Annotated in this window: 22 protein-coding genes; 16 read left to right on the forward strand and 6 right to left on the reverse strand. The window is 62.0% G+C overall.

Annotated features, from left to right (window positions below):
* Positions 1–71 precede the first annotated feature (71 nt).
* Positions 72–1535 carry an HD domain-containing phosphohydrolase gene (locus tag ACYQ1A_RS03915; protein ID WP_499360384.1) on the forward strand — a complete coding sequence of 488 codons (1464 nt, stop codon included), beginning with the start codon at positions 72–74 and terminating at the stop codon, positions 1533–1535.
* Positions 1536–1622: 87 nt separating this feature from the next.
* On the opposite strand, the gene ACYQ1A_RS03920 is transcribed toward ACYQ1A_RS03915, so the two are convergent.
* Both ACYQ1A_RS03920 and ACYQ1A_RS03925 read right to left on the reverse strand, forming a co-directional pair.
* A complete protein-coding gene (locus ACYQ1A_RS03920; protein ID WP_499360385.1) occupies positions 1623–1856 on the reverse strand; it encodes a hypothetical protein in 234 nt (77 codons plus the stop codon).
* A gap of 118 nt (positions 1857–1974) precedes the next feature.
* Positions 1975–2955 carry a helix-turn-helix domain-containing protein gene (locus ACYQ1A_RS03925; protein WP_499360387.1) on the reverse strand — a complete coding sequence of 327 codons (981 nt, stop codon included), beginning with the start codon at positions 2953–2955 and terminating at the stop codon, positions 1975–1977.
* Positions 2956–3220: 265 nt separating this feature from the next.
* Here ACYQ1A_RS03925 and eat point away from each other — a divergent pair, with 265 nt between their 5' ends.
* The 11 genes from eat (at position 3221) to ACYQ1A_RS03980 (ending at position 16001) form a co-directional block, all read left to right on the forward strand.
* Positions 3221–4600: an ethanolamine permease gene (gene eat, locus ACYQ1A_RS03930; protein ID WP_499360389.1), complete on the forward strand. Its 1380-nt coding sequence runs from the start codon at positions 3221–3223 to the stop codon at positions 4598–4600.
* A gap of 289 nt (positions 4601–4889) precedes the next feature.
* Positions 4890–6281, forward strand: coding sequence for an ethanolamine ammonia-lyase subunit EutB (locus ACYQ1A_RS03935; protein ID WP_499360391.1), 1392 nt, complete (start codon positions 4890–4892; stop codon positions 6279–6281).
* Positions 6281–7138 (forward strand): ethanolamine ammonia-lyase subunit EutC, encoded by an 858-nt coding sequence (eutC, locus tag ACYQ1A_RS03940; RefSeq protein ID WP_499360392.1) that lies wholly within the window; start codon positions 6281–6283, stop codon positions 7136–7138. The genes ACYQ1A_RS03935 and eutC overlap by 1 nt, the downstream gene beginning before the upstream one ends.
* A gap of 144 nt (positions 7139–7282) precedes the next feature.
* Entirely contained in the window at positions 7283–7978 is a 696-nt protein-coding gene (locus ACYQ1A_RS03945; protein WP_499360393.1) for a response regulator transcription factor, read from the forward strand.
* Positions 7975–9357, forward strand: a complete 1383-nt coding sequence (locus ACYQ1A_RS03950; protein ID WP_499360394.1) for a HAMP domain-containing sensor histidine kinase — start codon at positions 7975–7977, stop codon at positions 9355–9357. The genes ACYQ1A_RS03945 and ACYQ1A_RS03950 overlap by 4 nt, the downstream gene beginning before the upstream one ends.
* A gap of 95 nt (positions 9358–9452) precedes the next feature.
* Positions 9453–11684: a TonB-dependent siderophore receptor gene (locus ACYQ1A_RS03955; protein WP_499360396.1), complete on the forward strand. Its 2232-nt coding sequence runs from the start codon at positions 9453–9455 to the stop codon at positions 11682–11684.
* Positions 11684–12601, forward strand: coding sequence for an alpha/beta hydrolase (locus tag ACYQ1A_RS03960; protein ID WP_499360397.1), 918 nt, complete (start codon positions 11684–11686; stop codon positions 12599–12601). Before ACYQ1A_RS03955 ends, ACYQ1A_RS03960 begins: the two co-directional genes overlap by 1 nt.
* A 365-nt stretch (positions 12602–12966) precedes the next feature.
* On the forward strand, positions 12967–13707 hold the full coding sequence (locus tag ACYQ1A_RS03965) for a prolipoprotein diacylglyceryl transferase family protein (protein WP_499360399.1): 741 nt from the start codon (positions 12967–12969) through the stop codon (positions 13705–13707).
* A gap of 91 nt (positions 13708–13798) precedes the next feature.
* Positions 13799–15244 carry a radical SAM protein gene (locus ACYQ1A_RS03970; protein WP_499360400.1) on the forward strand — a complete coding sequence of 482 codons (1446 nt, stop codon included), beginning with the start codon at positions 13799–13801 and terminating at the stop codon, positions 15242–15244.
* A complete protein-coding gene (locus ACYQ1A_RS03975; protein ID WP_499360402.1) occupies positions 15237–15509 on the forward strand; it encodes a hypothetical protein in 273 nt (90 codons plus the stop codon). The genes ACYQ1A_RS03970 and ACYQ1A_RS03975 overlap by 8 nt, the downstream gene beginning before the upstream one ends.
* A 153-nt stretch (positions 15510–15662) precedes the next feature.
* Entirely contained in the window at positions 15663–16001 is a 339-nt protein-coding gene (locus ACYQ1A_RS03980) for a DMT family transporter (RefSeq protein ID WP_499360404.1), read from the forward strand.
* A 52-nt stretch (positions 16002–16053) separates the two neighbouring features.
* On the opposite strand, the gene ACYQ1A_RS03985 is transcribed toward ACYQ1A_RS03980, so the two are convergent.
* Complete coding sequence (locus ACYQ1A_RS03985) at positions 16054–16962, reverse strand: LysR family transcriptional regulator (RefSeq protein ID WP_499360407.1); 909 nt, start codon at positions 16960–16962, stop codon at positions 16054–16056.
* Positions 16963–17266: 304 nt separating this feature from the next.
* On the opposite strand from ACYQ1A_RS03985, the gene ACYQ1A_RS03990 reads away from it, so the two are divergent.
* Both ACYQ1A_RS03990 and ACYQ1A_RS03995 read left to right on the forward strand, forming a co-directional pair.
* On the forward strand, positions 17267–17833 hold the full coding sequence (locus tag ACYQ1A_RS03990) for a UbiX family flavin prenyltransferase (protein ID WP_499360409.1): 567 nt from the start codon (positions 17267–17269) through the stop codon (positions 17831–17833).
* Positions 17834–17887: 54 nt separating this feature from the next.
* Entirely contained in the window at positions 17888–18328 is a 441-nt protein-coding gene (locus ACYQ1A_RS03995) for a hypothetical protein (protein WP_499360412.1), read from the forward strand.
* 4 nt (positions 18329–18332) lie between these two features.
* On the opposite strand, the gene ACYQ1A_RS04000 is transcribed toward ACYQ1A_RS03995, so the two are convergent.
* Positions 18333–19856, reverse strand: a complete 1524-nt coding sequence (locus ACYQ1A_RS04000; RefSeq protein ID WP_499360413.1) for a SulP family inorganic anion transporter — start codon at positions 19854–19856, stop codon at positions 18333–18335.
* Positions 19857–19998: 142 nt separating this feature from the next.
* Here ACYQ1A_RS04000 and ybiA point away from each other — a divergent pair, with 142 nt between their 5' ends.
* Complete coding sequence (gene ybiA, locus ACYQ1A_RS04005; protein WP_499360415.1) at positions 19999–20574, forward strand: riboflavin biosynthesis intermediates N-glycosidase; 576 nt, start codon at positions 19999–20001, stop codon at positions 20572–20574.
* A 59-nt stretch (positions 20575–20633) separates the two neighbouring features.
* Positions 20634–21536, forward strand: coding sequence for a phytanoyl-CoA dioxygenase family protein (locus ACYQ1A_RS04010; RefSeq protein ID WP_499360417.1), 903 nt, complete (start codon positions 20634–20636; stop codon positions 21534–21536).
* Between the two features lie 52 nt (positions 21537–21588).
* Here the strand turns inward: ACYQ1A_RS04010 and ACYQ1A_RS04015 are convergent, their stop codons facing one another.
* Together ACYQ1A_RS04015 and ACYQ1A_RS04020 are read right to left on the reverse strand one after the other, a co-directional pair.
* On the reverse strand, positions 21589–22329 hold the full coding sequence (locus tag ACYQ1A_RS04015) for an SDR family oxidoreductase (protein ID WP_499360419.1): 741 nt from the start codon (positions 22327–22329) through the stop codon (positions 21589–21591).
* A 187-nt stretch (positions 22330–22516) separates the two neighbouring features.
* The gene (locus ACYQ1A_RS04020; protein WP_499360420.1) at positions 22517–23386 is read right to left on the reverse strand and encodes a LysR family transcriptional regulator; all 870 of its coding nucleotides are present in this window, start codon (positions 23384–23386) and stop codon (positions 22517–22519) included.
* Positions 23387–23480 lie beyond the last annotated feature (94 nt).

A 23480-nucleotide genomic window follows, 5' to 3' on the forward strand; every position in this document is an offset into this window, starting at 1 on the left:
CACGCGGGTGGGCGAACATCGGTCGGATATCCGATGCAGCCCGGCCGCGCGCCATGACCCGGGCGGACTAGATGCAGTCGATCACCTTTGAACCTGCCGCGCTGATCCCGGCGCGCGATGCCATTGCTGCCATCGCGTTTATCGGCGACCTCAGCATGGGCCGCGCCACCGACCAGTCACCCCGTACGGCGTGGCTGGCGATGGCGTTAGCGCGGGTGGCGGGCTGCACCGAAGACGAAATCGTCGCGGTAGAGATTGCCGCCTTGTTGCGCTGGTCCGGCTGCACCGCCAACGCAGCGGGCTTTGAACGCATCCTGGGCGATGACGTGGCCGGGCGCGAAGCGATGATGGCGCTGACCTTGCCCGCGCTGACTGCCGCCGCACAAAGCCAGATGCCCGAGATGGCGCAAATCCATTGCGAAGTCGCCGGTGATATCGCACGCATGCTCGACCTCGGTCCCCTGATCGAAACCGCCTTGCGCCACACCTTTGAGCGTTACGACGGCAGCGGTTTGCCAGGCGTCTTGCGCGGCGATGATGTGCCGCGCGCTACCTATCTGGTGGCGCTGGCAGCTGACCTGGAAATCCTGAGTCGTGCCCATGGTTTGCCGCGTGCCTTGCAATTGATCACCGAGCGCGCGGGCCATGTTTATCCGGCAGGATTGGCGGATTTGCTGATGCGGCATGCGGCGCAATGGCTGGCGCAGCTGGACGGCTTTAGCGCGCAAGGCAAGATGCTGCCGCCGGCGCTGGGCAGCACCACGCAGCCGGTGCCACTGGAATTGGTGGCCGATATTGCGGATCTGAAGCTGCCATGGCTGGCCGGGTATTCGCGCCAGGTGGCGACGCTGGCGCAAGCGGTGGCGCAGCAGATCGGTCTTGAAGCCGCGGTGGCGCAGCGTATCTACCGCGCTGGCTTGATCCACAATATTGGTCGCGCCGCCTTGCCCAATGCCTTATGGAATGCCGCGGGGCCGCTCGCTTATGCCGCATGGGAACGCGTGCGGCTGGTGCCGTACTGGACGCGCCGTGCCGCGCAACACACGGCCGCGCTGGCGGCCGAAGCCGAACTGGCGTCGTACGCGTATGAACGGCTGGATGGCAGCGGTTATTTTCGCTGCGTCAGTGGCGAGGCGATTCCCACCGAACGCCGCATCCTGGCCGCTGCGGTGGCGTGGTGTGCACTGGTGGCGCGGCGGCCCTGGCGCGCCGCGCATTCGGCCACCGAAGCCACCGCATTGCTGCGGGCCGAAGCGCAGGCCGGGCGCCTGGACGGGGTGATCGTCGAGGCGCTGATTGCCCACACCACCGGCAAAACCAGCCCGCCCGCGCGCAAGCCCGCTGCCTTGTTATCCGAGCGCGAAACCGACGTGCTACGCCGCATCAGCCTGGGCGAAAGCAATAAAGAAGTGGCGCGCGCGCTGGTGATCAGCCCCAGCACCGTACGCACGCATATGGAAAGCATCTTTCGCAAACTGGAATGCAGTACGCGCGCCGCGGCCACCTTAAAGGCGTTTACCCTGGGCGTGTTGTAAACGCCGGAGCGTGCGCCAAGCGGGCCGGGACTGAACAAGCAGAAGAGGGGACACGCGCGGCCAGGCTGGCGGCGCGTTGGGGCTGGATTATTTGGTGGCGAGCAATTCGGCGCTGATTTTGCGGTCCGTGGTGTATTTCATGTACAGCTCGCCGCATTCCGGGCAAGTGGCCACGGTTTCCCATTCTTCCATCGCACTGGCCAGACGCCCTTCCAGCGTGGCGCCACAACAGGGCACCCGGTACGAAACCAGCCTGATGCCGCGCTGGCGCAGCTTGAAGTTTTGCTCGAGATACTTGGCTTTGGTTTCTTTGATCGACATGCGGCTGCTCTTTATCGGGGTGACTTCAAAACGCGCAAATAGCGTTTCTGCGCCGCGATTATAAGTGCGTTTGCCGTGCCCCACGGCAGCGATCAGACCAGGTGCGCATTCCCCGGCCTCACGCCAGTAGCTTGAGGGCACTGGAGGGCGAGGCCCCGAACAGCTTTTTGTAGTCGCACGAGAACTGGCTGAAGTTCTTGAACCCCCATGCCGCCGCCACGTCGCCAACCCGTACTTCGGGGCTGGCGTGGGTGAGTTGGCGCCGCACTTCGTTCAGCCGCAGATAGCGCAAATAGGCCATCGGGCTGATACCGAGCACATCTTCAAAACAATATTGCAGGGTACGGCGGCTGACGTAGAGCTGTTCGCACAGCATGGGCACGGTGACGGTCACATCCTGCTGGCTGAGCACCAGTTCATGCGCGTCGCGCACAATGCGGCGGCGGCGCGCCAGGCTGGCGCAGGCTTCGGCCTCGGGGGCGCTGGTGTCGAGCAAAGCCAGCAGGGCGCTGATGACGTGATCGGCTTGCGCGGCCAGCGCAGCCTCGGTTTCGTGCATGGCCAGCAAGCCTTGTATGGTCTGGCGACAGGTTTGCAACGCGGCGTGGTCCACCTGTAATAACTCGGCGCTGGCAAGGCGGCTGGTTTCGATGGTGCAGCGCTGTTGGGCGGCGGCCGCCAGCAAGGTGCTGCGCTGGATGACGATGCCGAGGATTTCATGCGCGTCCGGCGTGGTCAGTTCAAACGGATGATGGCCGGGCCGCGTCATCACGCGGTCGTCGCCCACCGGCCGCCCATTGATGCGCATGCCGCGCGTTTGCGCTTCGATGCCAAACCAGAACGCATCGGGCCGCACGCTACAGGCTTGATGCAGCGCGCAGCTGTTGCGCTCACGAAAAATCTGCACGTCTTGATTGCGCCATTCATCCAGCACGCCGCAAAAACGCCCGGCGGTGATCTGGTCATAGCGCTGCTCCCAATCGGTCAGATTGTGGGCTTGTTCGTCCACATCATGCGCAACGATGGTGCGCCGCGCGGCCGGGTTGGCGCCGATGTGGGCAAAGTCCGGCCGGGCCAGAAACATCGCGTTATGGGTCATGGCTGCTGCGCCTCCCGCTGCAGGCAAGCACAGCAAACGTGGGCCGTGGGCCGGGTTTGTCATGTTTGCCGATTTTCGATAACGGCCGGTTTTTGCCCGACGCTATATTCGTTGCCGAGGGCAATCACAACGTAGACAAGCAAGCGTTGTGCCCGCGTCAGCCGTTGATTTTTAAAGCGTTGTTACAAGGCAGGCAGAGCATCAGGGCGGGTACGGCCGCCTGGCGCTGCCGCATCCAATCCGGGTATCGCACAGGGAGCTTGCAATGGAAGGTTCAGCATCCGGTCTCAGACCCGTTCTGAGCACGTGGCAGTTATGGGGGATCGCCGTCGGGTTGGTGATCTCGGGCGAATATTTTGGCTGGAGTTATGGCTGGGCGTCGGCCGGCACCTTGGGGTTTACCGTCACCGCGTTGTTTATCGCGGCGATGTATGCCACGTTTATTTTCAGCTTTACCGAACTGACCACGTCCATCCCGCATGCGGGCGGTCCGTTTGCCTATAGCAAGCGCGCGTTTGGCGCCACCGGCGGTTATCTGGCGGGCGCGGCCACGCTGATCGAGTTTGTATTTGCGCCCCCGGCCATTGCCCTGGCCATCGGCGCTTATCTCAACGTGCAATTCCCCAGCATCGATCCCAAACATGCGGCGGTGGGCGCATATCTGATCTTTATGGCGCTCAATATCATCGGCGTGCAGGTGGCGGCGACGTTTGAGCTGTGCGTTACCGTGCTGGCCATCTTTGAGCTGCTGGTGTTTATGGGCGTGGTCTCGCCGGGCTTCTCCACCGCCAATTTTGTTAAAGGCGGCTGGTCGGGCGCGGATCATTTCTCGCTGGCGTCCATCCCCGGCATGTTTGCGGCGATTCCGTTTGCCATCTGGTTTTTTCTGGCGATTGAAGGCGTGGCCATGGCGGCGGAAGAAGCCAAAGACCCCAAGCGTTCAATCCCGATTGCCTATATCGCAGGCATTCTGACGCTGGTGGCATTGGCGATTGGCGTGATGTTGTTTGCCGGTGGCGCGGGCGACTGGACCAAGCTCTCCAATATCAATGACCCGTTGCCGCAAGCGATGAAATTGATTGTGGGCGCGCACAGCAACTGGCTGCATATGCTGGTGTGGCTGGGGTTGTTTGGCCTGGTGGCGTCGTTCCACGGCATTATCATCGGCTACTCGCGCCAGATTTTTGCGCTGTCCCGTGAGGGCTTTTTGCCAGGGTATTTTGCCAAAGTGCATCCGCGCTTCAAGACGCCGCATCGCGCGATCATCGCCGGTGGCGTGGTCGGCATTGCGGCCATCTTCAGCGATTCGCTGATCACGCTGGGCGGGCAAACGCTAACGGCCAATATCGTCACGATGTCAGTGTTTGGTGCGATCCTGATGTACATCCTGAGCATGCTCAGTCTGTTTAAACTGCGCCGGACTGAAGCAGGGCTGGCGCGGCCGTTCCGCGCACCGCTGTACCCGTACTTCCCCGCGTTTGCCTTGTTTGGCGCGGTGGTGTGCATGGTGACCATGATCTACTACAACGCGTTGATCTTTGGCTTGTTTGTGCTGTTCCTGGCACTGGGCTACGGCTACTTCTTGATGACCGGCAAACACCGCGCCAACGCGCTGTACGCCGCCACCGTGCCCACGGCACCATAACCAGCCCGCGCTGCATCGGGTGGGGCCAGACCCACCCGATGCCACGCTTGTTGTTAGGGTGGGTCTAGACCCACCCCACAAAGCCGATGAGAGATTTGCTGCATTAGCGTTTTTGTCGGATGGCTTTGGCTGGTGGGTCTAGACCCACCCTATGCCACGTTTGTTAAATAGGGTGGGTCTGGACCCACCGCACAAAGCCAAAGAGAGATTCGCAGCGTTAGCGTTTTTGCCGGATGGCTTTGGCTGGTGGGTCTTGACCCACCCTATGCCAGCGTAGTGAGGGGGTTCAATGCCGCAGTTCAGTCATACCGTGGGCCCGATCACGCATCAGTTTGCGGATCTGCCAGACCTGCTGGCCAAAGCCACGCCGTTGCGCTCGGGCGATCTGCTGGCGGGGGTGGCGGCGCAGAGCGCCGAGCAACGCGTGGTGGCGCAAATGGCCTTGGCCGAGCTGCCGCTGCGCGCCTTCCTCGAGCACGTGCTGGTGCCCTACGAAACCGATGAAATCACCCGCCTGATCATCGACGAACACGACGCCCACGCCTTCGCCGCCATCAGCCATTTAACCGTCGGCGACTTTCGCAACTGGTTGCTGCACGACGCCACCACCAGCGACGTGCTGGCCGCCGCCGCACCGGGCATCACCCCCGAAATGGCCGCCGCCGTCAGCAAGATCATGCGCAACCAGGATCTGATTCTGGTGGCTAAAAAGTGCCGCGTGGTCACCGCGTTTCGCGACACCATCGGGCTGGAGGGGCGCCTCGCCACGCGTTTGCAACCCAATCACCCCACCGACGACGCCAGTGGCATTGCTGCCAGCTTGCTCGATGGTTTGCTCTATGGCTGCGGCGACGCGGTTTTCGGCATCAACCCGGCCACCGACAACGTGCCGCAAGTGATCAACCTGGTCAGCATGATGGCCGAGATCATCAGCCGGTATCAGATCCCCACGCAGTCGTGCGTGCTGACCCACGTCACCAACACCATCGCCGCCATCGAACGCGGCGCGCCGGTGGATCTGGTGTTTCAGTCAATTGCTGGCACCGAGGCCGCCAACCGCAGCTTCGGCATTGATCTGGCGCTGCTGGGCGAGGCGCGTAGCGCGGCTTTGTCGCTGCAACGCGGCACGGTGGGCGATAACGTCATGTATTTCGAAACCGGCCAGGGCAGCGCCTTGTCCGCCAACGCGCATTTTGGCGTCGACCAGCAAACCTGCGAGGCGCGCGCCTATGCCGTGGCGCGCAAGTTCAAGCCGCTGCTGGTCAATACCGTGGTCGGCTTTATCGGCCCCGAATATTTGTACGACGGCAAACAGATTATCCGCGCCGGTCTGGAAGACCATTTCTGCGCCAAATTGCTCGGCCTGCCGATGGGCTGCGACGTGTGTTACACCAACCACGCCGAGGCCGACCAGAACGATATGGACAACCTGCTGACGCTGCTGGCCACGGCTGGCTGCAATTTTGTGATGGGCATACCGGGCTCGGACGACATCATGCTCAATTACCAGACCACCTCATTCCACGATGCTTTGTATGTGCGCCGCGTACTCGGCCTGCGTCCCGCGCCGGAATTTGAAGCGTGGCTGCAGCAAACGCAAATCTTTAGCAATGACGCGCTGTTCCGCCTGCACGATGGCTTGCCCCCGGTGTTTGGCGACGCGCTACGCAGGCTGGCCTGATGATGTCTGATCCCCACTGTGTGAAAGATCCGCTGACCTCGCCGGTCACCGACAATCCGTGGCAAACGTTGCGGCGCTTTACCTCGGCGCGCATTGCGCTGGGCCGCGCCGGCGTCAGCTTGCCCACGCAACCGCAACTGGCGTTTCAGCTCGCGCATGCGCAAGCGCGCGATGCTGTGCATCTGGCGCTGGATGCCGAGGGTTTGCAGCAACAATTGAGGGATGCCAACATCCCCGGCGCGGCCGACAGCCATATCCTGCATAGCGCGGCGGCGGATCGATTGACGTATCTGCAACGGCCCGATTGGGGACGACGGCTAGGCGAAGCATCGCGCCAGGCCTTGCTGGCGGCGACCGCGGACGACGATGCCGCATACGACATCGGCTTTGTCATCGCCGATGGGCTATCCGCGCTGGCCATCGCCAACAACGCCGTGCCGTTTCTGGCCACCTTGCAGCAAAGAATCGCCGCGCGCGGCTGGCGGCAAGCGCCCCTCGCCATCGTGCGCCAGGGCCGGGTGGCGGTGGGCGATGAAGTGGGCAGTTTGCTGCGCACCCGACTGGTGGTGGTGCTGATCGGTGAACGTCCGGGCCTGAGCTCGCCCGATAGCATGGGCCTGTACATCAGCTGGATGCCGCGTGTGGGCATGAGCGATGCCGAGCGCAACTGTATTTCCAATGTCCGTCCCGGCGGTATGCGCTACGACGAAGCCGCGTTCCGCCTTGACTATCTGCTCAACGAATCACTGCAACGCCAGCTCACCGGCGTGCAGCTCAAGGACGAAAGCGCCAGCGCGCCGCTGCTGGAAAACACCGGCGCCGTCCCCGCGCTCAGCCTGTCATTTCTGACTCCCTGAACGCTGGCGGCCGGGCTGGCGGATGTTGCGATGGCCGGATCAGGCGGCTGCCGCATTGCCTGCACGCGCGGCAAATGAGAAGATTCGGCAATTGGGAATCATTATCAATTGCAAACTTCATCTTCTCCATCCCCCGCCCGCGTCTTGTTGATCGAAGACGACAGCGCCCTGCGCGACCATCTGCAGCAGCATCTGCAACGGCGCGGCTTTGCCGTGCGTACCGCCGCGCGGGGCGATGACGGCCTGGCGCTGGCCTTGCAGATTCCGCTCGATCTGGTGTTGCTCGACATCATGCTGCCCGGTGCCAACGGCTTGGCGGTGCTGCAACAACTGCGCGGCCAGCGCGGCACGCCGGTGATGTTGATGTCGGCGCTGGGGGCAGAGCAGGATCGCATTAGCGGCTTTAGCCAGGGCGCCGACGATTATCTACCCAAGCCCTTCAGCCTGGCCGAACTGGACGCGCGGATCGATGCCTTGTTGCGGCGGGTGGCGCTGGATCGGCGCGCCAGCGTGGCCGCGCCTGGCGTGGCGCCAGAACCCTCTGCCGCATTCAGGTTCGACACCACGGCGCAAGACGTGCTGTGCCATGGCCGCGCCGCCGGGCTGACTGGATCGGAATTCCGCCTGCTGCTCACTTTGCATGAACACCTCGGCGAGGCGCTGAGCAAAGCGTTTCTGTACCAGCGCGTGCTGCATCGCGGCTACACCCGGCTGGATCGCGGGCTGGATGTGCATGTCTGCAATGTGCGGCGCAAACTGGCCGCCATCTCGGCCGATCATATGCAGATCCAGGCCGTGCGCGGCCAGGGTTATGTGCTGACCGTGCAAGCCGCCGCATGAAGCTGGGCCGCCATCCTTTGTTATGGAAGCTGGCGCTGTTGCAGGTCGGGTTTTGCTTGCTGCTGGTGTGGCTGGTGTGGGGGTGGGGGACTTCGGTCGAACGCAGCACGTATTTTCTGGAACCGGGCGATCAAGCCGCGCTAGCGCATTACGCGGTCGAGGCCGAACAGATCGCCGCCAGCCACGACCGCAATGCCGTCGAGGCGTGGCGCCAGCAATTGCAACGGCGCGAACACACCTGGGTGGCGGTGCTGGATGCGCGTTTGCAGAGCCTGGGCACACAGCCGCTCACTGATCGCGAAATGAGCCATCTGACCTTTATGCGCAAGTTGACCTGGCCGATGAGCAAACGCCTGGACGCCGAATTGCCCTATGTCAGCATTGCCTTTGCGCAAGCGCCCGCAGCGGGGCGGCTGGTTATCCAGCTACCACAACGCTTGTTACCGCCCGGGCTGACGCCCAGCACCCATCTGTTTACCCACGGCATCGTGCCCGCCGTGCTGGCGCTGGCTTTGGGCCTGGCGCTGTATCGGCATCTGGTGGTGCCGCTCACCGAATTGCGCGAACGCGCCAATGCATTGCGCTCCGGTGATCTGGCGCCGCTGGCGGGCAGCGCCGTGGCCCGGCGGCACGATGAGCTGGGCGAGCTGGCGCGTGCCTACGAACATATGGCCGAGCGTTTGCGCCTGAGCCTGGAGCAACAGCGCCAGTTGCTGCGCACCTTGTCCCATGAAATCCGTACGCCGCTGGTGCGGCTGCAAGTCGCCAGCGAAAGTGATCTCTCCGTGGCCGTCTTGCAGCAACGCGTCAGCAAAGAAGTCGACGATATGCAACGTCTGGTCGAAGACGCGCTGAACCTGGCCTGGCTCGACGCAGAAAAACCGCAACTGAAGGCTGAAAGCGTGGTGGTCGCATCGGTGTGGGAGGCCTTGGCGCAAGACGTGCATTTCGAGACCGGCCGCCCGCTGGCCACGCTGGTGTGCGAGCTTGGCGCTGATTGCACGGTGCATGCGCACCTCGATAGCCTGGCCCAAGCCATCGACAACATCCTGCGCAACGCGGTGCGTCATTCGCCGCCGGACGCCCCGATCCGCCTGAGTGGCCAACGCGAGGGCGCTTGCTGGCATCTGTGCATCGAAGACCAGGGCCCGGGTGTGGCCGAAGCCGATCTGGAACGCATCTTTACGCCGTTCTTGCGACTGGACGGCACGCCCGGCCACGGTTTCGGTCTGGGCTTGAGCATAGCGCGGCGGGCGATCGCCTTGCAGTCCGGGCAGTTGTGGGCGGCCCGGGGTGCGGCCGGTTTGCAAATGCATATGCGCCTGCCCGCCGCCTCGGCTGCCCCCGCGCTGGCTGCGCCCGCTACCAGAAATGTTTAGAAAGTTAATCTGCTTGTGGCGTAGATGAGAATAATTATCATATGCGGTCTTCAGGGCTTGCTGCCGTAAGCCCTCCTGCACTCCGGAGACCGATCATGCGCCGTTTACCCAGCCTTTCCTTACTCAGCCTTAGCCTGTACAGCGTCTTGCCGCTGTACAGCCATGCCGCCGCCGTGGAGGCATCCGCCCCGGCGCAGCTGGAGGAAGTCAAGGTGATCGGCACCGCCGAAGAAGAAAGTAAACAGATGCCGGGCGTATCGGTGATTACTGCCGAAGACATCCAGAAACGCCCGCCGGCCAATGATCTGTCCGAAATCATCCGCACCATGCCCGGCGTCAATCTGACCGGCAATTCCAGCAGCGGCCAGCGCGGCAATAATCGCCAGATTGATATCCGCGGCATGGGCCCGGAAAACACGCTGATCCTGATCGATGGCAAGCCGGTGTCCAGCCGCAATTCGGTGCGCTATGGTTGGCGCGGCGAGCGCGATAGCCGCGGCGATACCAACTGGGTGCCCGCCGAAGAAGTCGAACGCATCGAGGTGATCCGGGGCCCGGCCGCCGCGCGCTATGGCAATGGCGCGGCCGGTGGCGTGATCAACATCATTACCAAAGCGGCCAGCAAAACCACGCAAGGCCAGGTCACGCTGTACCACTCGTTTGCCCAACACAGCGAAGAGGGCGATTCAGAACGCGCCGACTTTGGCCTGAGCGGCCCGATTTCGGACATGCTCAGCTATCGCATCTACGGCAATATCGCCAAGACCGACGCCGACGCCGCCGATATCAACGCGGGCCACGAATCTGCCCGCACCGGTAACCAGGCCGGCACATTGCCCGCCGGGCGCGAAGGGGTACGCAATCGCGATATCAACGCGCAACTGAACCTCAAGATTACGCCGGAGCAATCGTTGCAACTGGATGCCGGTTATAGCCGCCAGGGCAATATCTATACCGGCGATACGCAGAACACCAACACCAATGCCAACGTCACCAAACTGCTGGGTGATGAAACCAATATTCTGTACCGCGATACCTATGCGCTGACGCATCGCGGCAAATACGACTTCGGCACTGAGCTCAGCTATGTGCAGTATGAAAAAACCCGCAACACGCGGGTGGCAGAAGGGCTGGCGGGCGGTACTGAAGGCATCTTCTCGGGCACCGGCTACAACACCGCCGTGCTGCGTAATACCACCGTGCACAGCGAAATCAACGTGCCGTTCAAGGCATGGGTGGAGCAAATGGCCACTGTCGGCGCGGAATGGGTCGATCAGAAACTGGATGACCCCAGCTCCAACACCCAAACCACCACCGCTGGCGGCAGTGTGGCCGGGCTGACCAGTAGCGGCCGCAGCAGCAGTTCCTCCGCAAAAATCGCCTCGGTGTTTGTGGAAGACAACGCTGAACTGCGTCCCGGCACCATGCTGACGCCTGGCCTGCGCTTTGATCACCATGACATCGTCGGCAATAACTGGAGCCCGTCGCTGAATCTGTCGCAAGTATTGAGCGACGATTTCACGCTGAAAGCCGGTATCGCCAAGGCCTACAAAGCGCCCAATCTGTACCAGCTCAACCCCAACTATCTGTTGTACAGCAATGGCCAGGGTTGCTATGGCCAGACCAGTGCTTGCTATCTGCAAGGCAATGCCGACCTGAAAGCCGAGAACAGCATCAACAAGGAACTGGGCATCGAGTACCGCAAGAATGGCGTGGTCGCGGGCATTACGTATTTCCGCAACAATTACAAGAACAAGATCGAAGCGGGGCTGGTGCCGGTGGGTACGGCGGTGGGGGGCACCGGCAGTACCGCCAATGCCAGCATCTTCAAATGGGAAAACGTGCCCAAAGCGCTGGTCGAAGGCCTGGAAGGCACATACACGCAGCCGTTCGGGGATCAGATCAAATGGAGCAATAACTTCACTTACATGATCGTCTCGGAGAACAAACAAACCGGCGACGTGCTGTCGGTGACGCCCAAATACACGCTCAACTCCATGCTGGACTGGCAAGTGCGCGAGAACCTGTCCAGCCAGGCCAGCCTGACGTGGTACGGCAAACAAGTGCCCAAAAAATACGATTACCACGGCAATCCGGTCACCGGCACCGCCACGACTGAGCTGTCGCCGTATGCGCTGGTGGGGCTGAGCGCCACCTACAAATTCAACAAGCATCTCAGCTTGACCGGCGGCATCGATAACCTGTTCGACAAGCGCTTGTGGCGCGCGGGCAATGCGCAGGGCGTCACCAATATTGCGGGTGCGGGCGCCGCCACCTATAACCAGTCCGGCCGCACCTTCTACACCAGCCTGACGGCGGCGCTGTAATGCGCGCGCTCCAGTGGCTGGGGCTGGCGGTGGCGCTGGCCGGTGGCGTGGCGGCCGCCAAACCGTCGCCCGAACAGATGTTGATGAACGCGCCGGTGCTGCGCCAGGCCAGCGCGTATCACTTCAGCAGCTTTGATGTCGATTCGGCCGATGGCCAACGCCATTACCGCATCTGGCTGGGCCAGCCTGGCCGCGTCAACGCGCAAACGCCGGTGCTGTACCTGCTGGATGGCAACGCCGCGATGACGGCGCTGGATGTACCGCTGCTCAACCAGTTGGCGCAGCGGCCCGCGCCGCCGGTGCTGGTGGCGCTGGGTTACGCCACGCCCCAGCGCATCGACCGCAACGGCCGCACCATGGATTACACGCCGCGCGTGGGCAGCGGCGAGCAACACGATCCGCTGACCAATCTGCCCAGCGGCGGCGCGGACGCCTTTCTTGAGCTGCTGCGCACGCGCATCCAGCCGCAGGTTAACCAGCGGCTGCTCCTCACACCGCAACAGACCGCCTTGTGGGGACATTCGTACGGCGGCCTGCTGGTGCTGCATACGCTGTTTACCCAGCCTGGCCTGTTTACGCGTTATGCCGCCGCCAGCCCGTCGCTGTGGTGGCACGACGGTGCGGTGGTCGCCGAATTGCCGGGGCTGGCGCAACGGCTGCACGGCGCCACGCCGAGCCTGCTGCTGATGCGCGGCGACGCCGAACCCGCCAGCCCGACCGCAGCATCCACCCCGGACGTGGCGGCCGATGCTGCGGCAAAAGCGCTGGTGCAATCGTTGCAGCAAGTGGATGGGTTGCAACTGCGCTACCAGACCTTTCCTGGCCTGAGCCACGGGCCGATGCTGCCGGCGTCGCTACGAGCTACGCTGGACTGGATTAGCGCGGCGGCCAATCCAGGCGCTAACCAAGCGTTCTGATATTAGCCGGGCACCGCAGCAAGACCAGCCCAATACCCCAAGCAGCGCCAGGCCGTGGCCTCGCTAACCGGTGAAGCGCCATCGCTGGCTATTTGCGTGAGGTTCAAGCACATCGCCGCAGAGCGGAGCGTGGTCTTGAAGCCAACACCGGCAAGGCGGACAGCCTTCGGTAACGCGCCCTGGCGTATTGCACCACCGGCGCCCAATGTCGTGGTCGCAACCGAGGCTTGCGAGCAACACGCGGTCATCGCCGGTTTCCTTTTGTATCAACAAGAGGTGGACAATGCGGCGGGCGGCATTTGCCGTCCCCGTTCAACGCAGGCGCCCGTTACTTGCTCTCCTTCTACACCCCGTTGGCGCCTGTTATGGCGCATCTGGTTCATACCGTGTTCGAAACGCTGGCGATGATGCTGGGTGCGCGGTTTTATCTGCGTTTGCGCCGGGCCGAAAGCGCTGATGTGGCCTTGTTGCAAGGACGCAATTACGCGGTACTGGCGGGATGTCTGGCAGGCGCGGCCTTGGGCAACAAGCTGGCGTTCTGGTTTGATGAGCCACAACGGTGGCCCGCCGATGGCACGCTGCAGACCTTTTTGCTGGGCGGCCAATCGATAGTGGGCGGGCTGCTCGGCGGGCTGGTGGGTGTTGAAGTCGCCAAGTTGTTCAGCAAAGACCGACGCTCCACCGGCGATCACTTTGTTTATCCCATCCTGCTGGGCATCATGATCGGCCGTATTGGTTGTTATCTGGCCGGGCTGAATGACGACACTTACGGTCTGCCCACCACGCTGTGGTGGGGCATGGACTTTGGCGATGGCATTGCCCGTCATCCCACTCAGCTTTACGAGATCCTGTTCGCGGGCCTGTTGTGGCTGCTGTTACGCCGCTATCAACCCGCCCTGGCGCGCGTGCCGGGCTTGCGTTTCAAGCTGATGCTGGCGACGTATCTGTTGTGGCGATTGCTGGTGGATGGCATCAAGCCGGTGTTCTATCCGTGGGCTTGGGGACTGTCGGGGATACAGTGGATTTGTTTAATCGGCCTGCTGGCGTATGCACCGCTGGTGCTGCGTGCCGTGCTGCAATGGCAGCGCATGGCGGTGCGGATATGAGCCGGACGTCTGCGCAGCGTCGACTTCGCCAGGCGCAAGCCTGGACCGGGCGCTTTAACGCGCCCGCATTCTGATCAGGACTTCTGGCCCTATGGCAAAAAATCGCCCGTACACCTTTTACGACACCACCAGCTCGGTCTGCACCACCTGTTTGCGTCAGGTCGAAGCCAAAATCCTGTTCAAGAACAATCACGTCTATATGGACAAATGGTGTCCGGCGCATGGTACAGAACGGGTGCTGATGTCCGATGACGTGGCCTGGTATCGTGCCTGCCGCGAGGTCTACGTCAAACAGCCGGAAATGCCGCAGCAGTTCAACACGCCCATGCAATACGGCTGCCCCTACGATTGCGGCTTGTGCCCGGACCATATGCAGCATTCCTGTCTGTCGATTATTGAATTGACCGACCAGTGCAATCTGCAATGCCCCACCTGCTATGCCGGTTCGGGTCCGCACGTGGAGCAGCACCACAGTTTTGAAGACATCGTGCGCATGCTCGACGCGGTGGTCGCCAACGAGGGTGAGCCCGACGTGGTGCAGTTGTCGGGCGGCGAACCGACTTTGCATCCGCGTTTTTTCGATATTCTGGACGAGGCACGCCAACGGCCGATCCGCCATCTGATGATCAATACCAACGGCATCAAACTGGCGCGTGACCCGGAATTTTGTGAACGCCTGGCCAGCTATGGCAAAGGCATCGAAATCTATCTGCAGTTTGATTCGTTCAAGCCCGAAGCACTACACGCCTTGCGCGGCGCCGATTTGCGCGGCATCCGCCAACAGGCGCTGGACAATCTCAACCGCTTCAATATCTCCACCACGCTGGTGGTCACGCTGAAAAAAGGGCTGAACGATGATGAGATAGGCGACATCATCCAGTTTGGTCTCAAGCAGCGATGCGTACGCGGCGTCACGCTGCAGCCCATCCAGAATGCTGGCCGCGTGCTGGATTACAACGCGGCACAGCATCGGCTCACGGTCTCGGAAATCCGCCGCCGTATTGCCGAACAATCCGGGCTGTTTACGCTGGATGACGTGATTCCGGTGCCGTGCAATCCCGATACGTTGGCGATGGCCTATGCACTCAAGATCGAGGGCGAGGTCTTGCCGCTTACGCGCTTTGTGGAACCGGCCACGCTGGTGGAGGGCAGCCGCAATACCATCGTGTTTGAACACGACCCGATGCTGAAACAGCAGGTGTTCAAATTGTTCTCGACCAATCATTCGCCCGAATCGCAAGCCAATTGCCTGGCCGATCTGATGTGCTGCTTGCCCAAAGTGCAGGCGCCGGTTGAACTGGGCTATCAGAATGTGTTTCGCGTGCTGATTGTGCAATTTATGGATGCCCAGTCGCTGGATATTCGCGCGCTGAAAAAGAGCTGCGTGCATATTGCCCAGCCCGATGGAAAACTGATTCCGTTCGAGTCTTTCAACCTGTTCTATCGCGGTGGCCGTAAACAACTGCTGGAACAGATCCGCGGCGAAATCAGCCAGCAAACCCGTTATCGCCAGTTGGCATTGGTACACCATGACTGAAGGTCGCGCCTCCACCTTGCAACGGCTGTGTTTCTGGCTGCTGCAGTCGTTCAAGCTGTTCATGTTGCTGATCAGCGCCTTGTTGACGCTCGGCGGCGGCGTGTGTGCCGTGTCGCCGCTTTACTTCCGCAGCACCGATACGGTGATCCCTTTCTTGATCGGCTGCGTGTGTGTCGTGACATTTGGCCTGGGCTGCTACGGCTTGCTGGTTTCGCTCAGGCGAGCATTGCGCGATAAAAAGCAGATGGATGATCCCGATGCCTGAAGCGGCCTGACCCCGGTTGCCGCCGCCGCGGCCGCGCGGCGCCGTCTTGCGAATGTCATATGCTTTCGCTATCGTTTGAGCATTCGGGGTACCGCCACCTTTTCCCGCTTGCCTGCCCGTTCGGTATAAACGTGGCGCTTGCGAGGTGTATGCATGTACTCCGCTCAAACCGCCTGGTGGCTGCTGGCCGCCAGCATCGCCGCCGAATCAATCGGCACGGCTGCCCTGACCTTGTCCGCAGGCTTCAGCCGCATTGCCCCTTCCGTCGTCACTGCCTTGTGCTACGCCAGCGCGATCTGGTTGATGGCGCTGGCCACCAAACGCCTCGAAATGAGTCTGGCCTATGCCGTGTGGGCGGGCGGCAGTGCGGCAATCACCACCCTGATCGGCGTGGTCTGCTTTGGCGATAGCCTGAGCGCGCTCAAAGCGCTGGGGCTCTGCACTGCGATTGCCGGGATTGTGTTGCTGAATCTAAGCGGCAGCGGGGCTTGATTCTGACGTGGCCGCCATGCCGGCACGATGTGATGGCCCTTTGCGCGCGCGATCAACCCTGGGCCGCCTGCTTTGCAAACGGATAGCCGTCTTCGACCAGTTCCATCACCTCTTTCAGATACGAAGCCACGGTCAGTTTGACGATCGATGGGTAGAACGCGTCGATGGCGGGTTGCACCTCAAAGCGCGTGCAATGGCTCAGGTCGCGGCCGCGTAGTTCGGATTCGGGCAGCAAGGTGGCGGCGGACATACCGGCTTGCAGCCAGTGCAGGATTGCTTCGGGTTGGGTGGCATACATGCGCACATCGGGCTGGATATCGGCGTGGCGCATGCGCGCTTGCAACAAATCAAAGGTGCCGAGGCCCTCGGCGCGCTTGAGCAAAACCAGGGGCCAGCGCGCCAGTTCGGCCAGCGTCAGCTGGCCACCGGTCTGGCCGGGCGCAAGCAAGGCGTTATTGGCCACCGCCACCAGTTTGATCGGTGCAAAAGAAATGCAGTCAAAACCCTCCAGATGTTCCGGGCGCTGGATCAGGGCAATATCAATCAGGCCGTTTCTGAGTAGTAATTCCAAATGGCTGGAATCAGAAATAGAAACGCCGATCTGGATGTTTTGATTGCGGGCATGAATAGCCAGAATCAGGTCTTCAAAATAATTCTGGTACAAATGGCTCAAGCCGATATGCAGCGTGCGGTTTTCGGCGCGCGCTAGCAGCGCGGTTTCGCGCGCGGCTTCATCTACGCTACGCAGGATTTCGCAGGCGCGCTTGTACAAAAAATGCCCGGCGGGGGTCAGTTCAATCTTTTGCGTGCCGCGCAGGAACAGGGGCGCGCCTACTTCTTCTTCCAGCTCTTGCAGCCGTTTGCTGAGCGGCGGCTGCGCAATATTCAGCACCCGCGCAGCGCGCGAAATATTGCCTTGCTCCACCACTGCACAAAAATACTTTAGCCGTTTTAGATCCATATTTAATCCCGCCGCAATTGCGCTAAAGCGTGGCTACGAATACCGGCTTTAAATGCCGGCGCTGTTGATCTGGATCAATCCCGAGCGGGGATATCTTTTTGGTTTGGCCGCTCTATCAAAACAGTATTTTTCGATTTTTATTGCCCAGCCTATATTGGCCTCCAGCTAATAAATACCGCTTTATTCCGGAGAACATCATGTTGCCGTCGCCATCCTTGATACACCTTGTTTGCCCATGCCAATTAGCCGCACCCTTGTGCGCAGGGCAGGGCGCTGATGCTGCCGTCGGCGGGGGGGATTGAGCATGGGCCGTCCTCGTATAGTGCTAGGGATTAGCGGTGCCACCGGTTTTCAGTATGGCGTTAAAGCGCTGCAGTTGTTACGCGCCATGGACCTGGAAACGCATCTGGTGTTATCGCGCGGCGCGGAGCTGACGCGGGCGCTGGAGACCGATTACCAGCGCGAAGAGGTGCTGGCGCTGGCGGATGTGGTGCATGCATCCACGGATCTGGGCGCTTCAATTTCCAGTGGCTCGTTCAAGACCATAGGCATGCTGGTGGCGCCGTGTTCGATGCGCTCACTGGCCGCGATTGCGTGGGCGCATTCCGATAATCTGCTGACCCGCGCCGCCGATGTGGTGCTTAAAGACCGCCGCCGCCTGGTGCTGATGGCGCGGGAAACCCCGCTGAATCTGGCGCATCTGGACAATATGCGGCGCGTTACCGAAATGGGCGGCATTATTTTTCCGCCCGTGCCAGCGCTCTACCAACGCCCGACCACGCTGGATGAGGTGATCACCCACAGCGTCGGCCGCGCGCTGGATCTGTTCGGGCTGGAAGTGCCCAAGCTGCCGCGTTGGGGCGAAGCCTGAGGCGGGCGTTTCCTTTGTTTGTATGCACCTGAATGCGCTGAACTGGAGCTGTAGATGCAAGCGATCTCTGACCGTATCACCGCTTTTTTGCATGCCCACCATGTCTTGAACGTGGCGGTGCAGGATGTCGACGGCCTGTGGGCGGCCAGCTGCTTTTATGTGTTTGATGCGGCTGCGGCCAGCCTGATCATCCTTAGCAGCACGCAAACCCGGCACGGCAAGGCCATGCTGCGGCAGCCGCAGATTGCCGGGGCCATCAGCGGGCAGCCGACCGAGCTGAAGGCCATTCAGGGCGTGCAATTTGCAGCGCACGCCGCCTTGTTGGACGGACCGGAGCGCGCCTGCGCGCATGCGCTGTATCTGCAGCGGCATCCGCTGGCGCGCGGGCATACCGATGCCGAGGTGTGGCGGTTAAGCCTGGACCTGCTCAAGTTCACCGATAACAGCGAGCAATTTGGCCACAAGACTGAATGGCGGCGCGCGGACGCGGCCTGATGCCTCAGGCGGCAGTTGCGGCAATCTGGCGCGCTGCGGGCGGCAGGTCCAGCACCACGCCCGCTTTGCTGAGCAGGGCGTGATTGCGCTCGGACAAATGTGCCACGTGCAAGCTGCGGCCGGATTTCTGATAGCGCTGATACAGCGACTCCAGCGCGGCAATCGCCGAGTGATCGGCCAGATGCAAATAGCGGCAATCCAGCGTCACCGTGAGTGGGTCATGCGCAGGATCGAATAGCGACAGAAACTGGCTGGTCGAGGCAAAAAACAGCGTGCCATGTGGTGTGTAGACGCGTTGGCCGTCGGCGCCATCCGCCACATCACGGCGGATTTCGCGCGCGTGTTGCCAGGCAAAGTTGAGTGCCGCAATCAAAATGCCGCACAACACCGCCACCGCCAGGTCGGTAAATACGGTAATGACGGTGACAGCCACAATCACAAATGCATCGCTGCGTGGCACTTTGCCCAACAAGCGCAAAGAACCCCAGGCAAATGTCTGCTGCGCCACCACCAACATCACGCCCACCAGCGCGGCCAAGGGAATGCGCTCGATCCACGGTGACAAAAACAGGATGAACAACAGCACCATCACGCCGCAGACCACGCCCGACAGCCGGGAACGCCCGCCCGAACCGAGGTTGATCATGGTCTGGCCGATCATGGCGCAACCGCCCATGCCGCCAAACAATCCCGACACCACATTCGCCACGCCCAGGGCCAGACATTCGCGATTGGGCTGGCCCTCGGTGGCGGTGATTTCATTGGTCAGATTGAAGGTCAGCAGGGTTTCCAGCAAACCCACCACCGCCATCAGCACGGCATAGGGCAGCACAATCTGCAGGGTTTGCAGCGTGTAGGGCACGGCGGGCAGATGCAAAGTCGGCAGCCCGCCCGCGATATGCGCCATATCGCCCAGCGTGCGCGTCGGGATGCCGGCCAGCGTGCTCAACAGCGCCACCCCCAGGATGGCGGCCAGCGCCGGCGGCACAGCGCGTGTGAGCCGGGGCAAGAGATAAACCGCCGCCATGGTCAGCGCCACCAGCGCCAGCATCAGCAGCAGCGGATTGCCACTCAGCCACGCCATACCTTGCGGCGTCTGGTGTTTGAAGTGTTCCAGCTGCGCCAGCGCGATGATGATGGCCAGACCGTTTACAAAGCCCAGCATCACCGGATGCGGCACCATGGCGATCAGCTTGCCCAGGCGCAGCGCGCCAAACAGCATCATGATCAGGCCGCCCAGCACCACCGTCGCCAACAGATATTGCGGGCCGTGTTGCACCACCAGCGCCACGATGACCACCGCCATCGAACCGGCTGCGCCCGAAATCATCGCCGGGCGGCCGCCAAACAAAGCCGTGATGGTGCAGATAAAAAACGCGCCATACAGGCCCAGCAGCGGGTTAAGTTGCGCCACCAGGGCAAAGGCGATGCATTCCGGCACCAGGGCAAAAGACGAGGTCAGCCCGGCCAGCAAGTTTTGTTTGATGTCTTGCAGACGGTGGGGGGCGACGGGGGCGGAGAGGGACATAAGGCGCTGCGGCAAAAATTGAAGGCGCATGGTACAGCAGGCGGCCGGACCGATCATTGCAGCCAGCAAGCAATGACGCTGATCGGGCAGGTATGATCGCGCCGTGTACAGCCACGATCTGGCCGTGGCGAGTGAGGAACTTATGCAGGATATTCAGTGGCTTGAGGCATTGCAATCACGCTGGAATGCGGGCGAGCGGCCTGAATTCGTGTTCTTTTGGGGGCATCAGCGGCAGGGCCCTGGCGTGAGCGCCAGCTGCTTGAGCCAATGGTATGACGTCGGCTTTGATGTTGACGGACGGCATTACCCCACGGCCGAACATTTTATGATGGCGCAGAAAGCGGCCCTGTTTGGCGATGCCGCGATCGCCGCACAAATCGTTGGTGCCAACACGCCTGCCGAGGTCAAAGCCCTCGGTCGCCAGGTGCGCGGCTTTGATAAGGCGCGCTGGGAACAGCAGCGCTTTGACATCGTGGTGCGCGGCAATCTGGCCAAGTTTTCGCAAAACGCGGATTTGCGCGCCTTTTTGCTTGGCACCGGCGCGCAGGTGCTGGTGGAAGCCAGCCCGGTGGATGCCATCTGGGGCATCGGTCTGGCGGCAGACGCGGTGGCGGCCCACGATCCGGGACGATGGCAGGGGCTTAATCTGCTCGGCTTTGCCTTGATGGCGGTGCGGGCGCGGCTGGCTGATACAAATCTCCCGGCGTCGGGCATCTGACACCGGCCACAAATCCTCTACGATATTTCTCATCCCCCGCACCCTGGATTTTGCCCCGCATGGATACGCTGTACGCCGGATTTGACCTTGCGCCCTTGCGCACCGCCCAGCACTGGCGCGCACTGGCCCCTGATCTGCATGTGGCCGATGCCAGTTTCTGGCAGGACGCCGCCCGCCCGCTGCCGCTGAGTGCAGCGGCACTGGATGATCTGAATGACCTGATCGTGCACGAAGGTTATTTCCACGCCGAGCCTATGGACTGGCAACTGCCAGTGCTCGAGATGGCCAGCGTCATCCACGCCTTGCGCCAGGCGCGCATCCCGCCGGTGTTTGCGTATGTCTATGACGAATTCTGGTTGCTGTTTGCGCGTTTGCAGCCGCTGTGTGCGCGCATCCTGGGCCCGGCTTATGCCGGTATGCCCAACTTCTGGGCCTGGCATATCGACCCCGCCGCGGGCGACAGCGGCTGGCAACCGCACCGTGATCTGGGGCGCAGGGCGCTCTATCCGGATGGTCGGCCCAAGGCCATCACGATCTGGCTGCCACTCACCGACGCCACACCGCTGAATGGCTGCATGTACGTGGTGCCCGCCGACCGCGACCCGGTCTATAACACGGCCGACGAAATGCAGATGCGCTATCAACTGGGCGATATCCGCGCCCTGCCGGCCCGTGCTGGCAGCGTGCTGGCCTGGACCCAGGCCGTACTGCACTGGGGCGCACGCAGCGCCCCGCGTCACAGCCTGCCACGCATCAGCCTGGCGATGGAATTCCAGCGCGGCGACGAGCCCCCGTTTGCCGAGTTCTGCTTCGACCCGCGCCGCATGCCCGATTTTGCCGAGCGTATCCAGCTGATTGCGCGGCAATTGCAGCGCTACCAGCATTTCCACCGCGACGATGCCGGGTTGGCACACATCGCGGCCCATTTGCTGGATGCGCCTGCTGATAACGCCAGCGCCTGAACACATAAAAAAGCCCGCGCGGGGCGGGCGTGTGGTGTAGGCAGGCGCGGGTTCAGGCAAAGCCGCCATTGGCGCGCAGCACTTGCGAATTAACCCAGCGGCCATCCGGCCCGGCCAGAAACGACACCACCGCGGCGATCTCGTCGGGCTGGCCGATGCGTTCCATCGGGTTCATTTTGGCAATGTTGTTGATCACTTCTTCGCTCTTGCCTTTCAGAAACAACTCGGTCGCCACCGGCCCCGGCGCTACTGCGTTGACGGTGATATTGCGGCCGCGCAATTCGTTGGCCAATACGTGGACCAGGCCTTCTACCCCGGCTTTGCTGGCGATATAGGGGCCGTAACCGGGGAAGGATTTCGCCAGCACGCTGGTCGAGAACGCAATGATGCGGCCGCCATCGCCCAGGCGTTTGGCGGCCTGTGCCAGCACCAGAAAAGTCCCGCGCAGATTGGTGGCGATAACGCCATCAAAGGCATCCAGATTGGCCTCGTCGATCGGCGCCATCGGCATGCTGCCCGCGGCATTCACCACCACGTCGATGCGGCCCAAGGTGGCTTGGGTGGTATCAAACAAACGCGCCACATCTTGCTGATTGCCCACATCGCCCTGAATCGCCACCGCCTGGCCCCCGGCAGCCTTGATGTTCGCCACAGTCTCGTCGGCTGCAGCCGTATTGCCGGCGTAATTCACCGCCACTGCAAAACCATCCGCAGCCAGGCGCTCCGCCACCGCCCGGCCTATGCCGCGCGAAGCGCCGGTGACGATGGCGACACGTTGAGGGGATGTAGTCATGTGTTGCTCCTTGGAAGAGGTGGGGATGCGTTGATCCATGAGCGGCATTCTGGCGGATAGGCGCGGGCGGATAAATGCGCGGATCGCGGCAACAGAATTTGCGCCAGGCCAACAATCGGCGCCACGTAGGATCAGTGGGCTTGCGGCTGATCGGACCCGGCCAGCCACGCTTTGGTTGCGCTTGCGCTTAGCCGGCTGCGGCCACCTGCTGCGCCACCACCTGCCAGAACGCCTCCAGCAGGGGCCCGGTCGCTGCGCCGGGCCGCATCAGACCAATTGCCCAGCTTGCGCCGGGGTCGTCCAGCGGCAGCACGGTCACGCCAGGCACATCGACCACGCTGGAGGACGGCACCACCGTCCAGCCCACACCCGCTGCAGCGAGGGTGACGCCGGAGACAAAGTCGCGTACCGCTTGCACATCGCTCACGCGCAGGCCCTGGCCGGCGAGGAAAGTCAGCAGATGCTCGTGGAAGGCGGGCGCCAGCGCATGTTCGATCAGCACCAGGCGCTGCCCGGACAATTGCCGCAGGTGTTCGATGTGGGGCCAATGGGCGGGCAGCACCACCACAAACCGCGCTTGAACCACCGGTAAATATGGCCAGCCCGCCGGGGCGGGCAGGCGACAGAAGCCCAGGTCAAGTTTGCCTTCGCTCAGCGCGCGCACGATGTGGTGGCTGGATAAATCGAACAATTCAATATGCACATCGGGCCGCATTGCCCGGAAGCGCGAGATTGCGGCGGGTACCAATGTTTTGGCGCCCACGCCAAAGCCGATGCGCAAGGTGCCCGCTTCGCCCGCCAATACCGCGCGGGCTTTGCGTTCGAGTTGATCAAACTGCGCCAGGCTCTGCTGCGCTTCGGGCCATAAGGCGGCACCCAGTTCGGTCAGCCGGGTTTCGCGCGCGCTGCGAATAAACAGCGGGCCGCCCAGCGCAATTTCGACACGCTGGATTTGCTTGCTCAAGGCCGACTGCGTCAGGTGCAGCCGTTCGGCAGCACGGCCGAAATGCAGCAATTCGCCCAAGGTGGCAAAGGCGCGTAGATCACGTAATTCCATGATTCCTGCCGGGAATGGATAAGCCGAAAATATATCATTGGCCGGAATAAACAGGCGCGGCGCATGCTGACGGCTATCGTGATATCTAACGTCT

Source organism: Silvimonas sp. JCM 19000, from assembly GCF_054652575.1.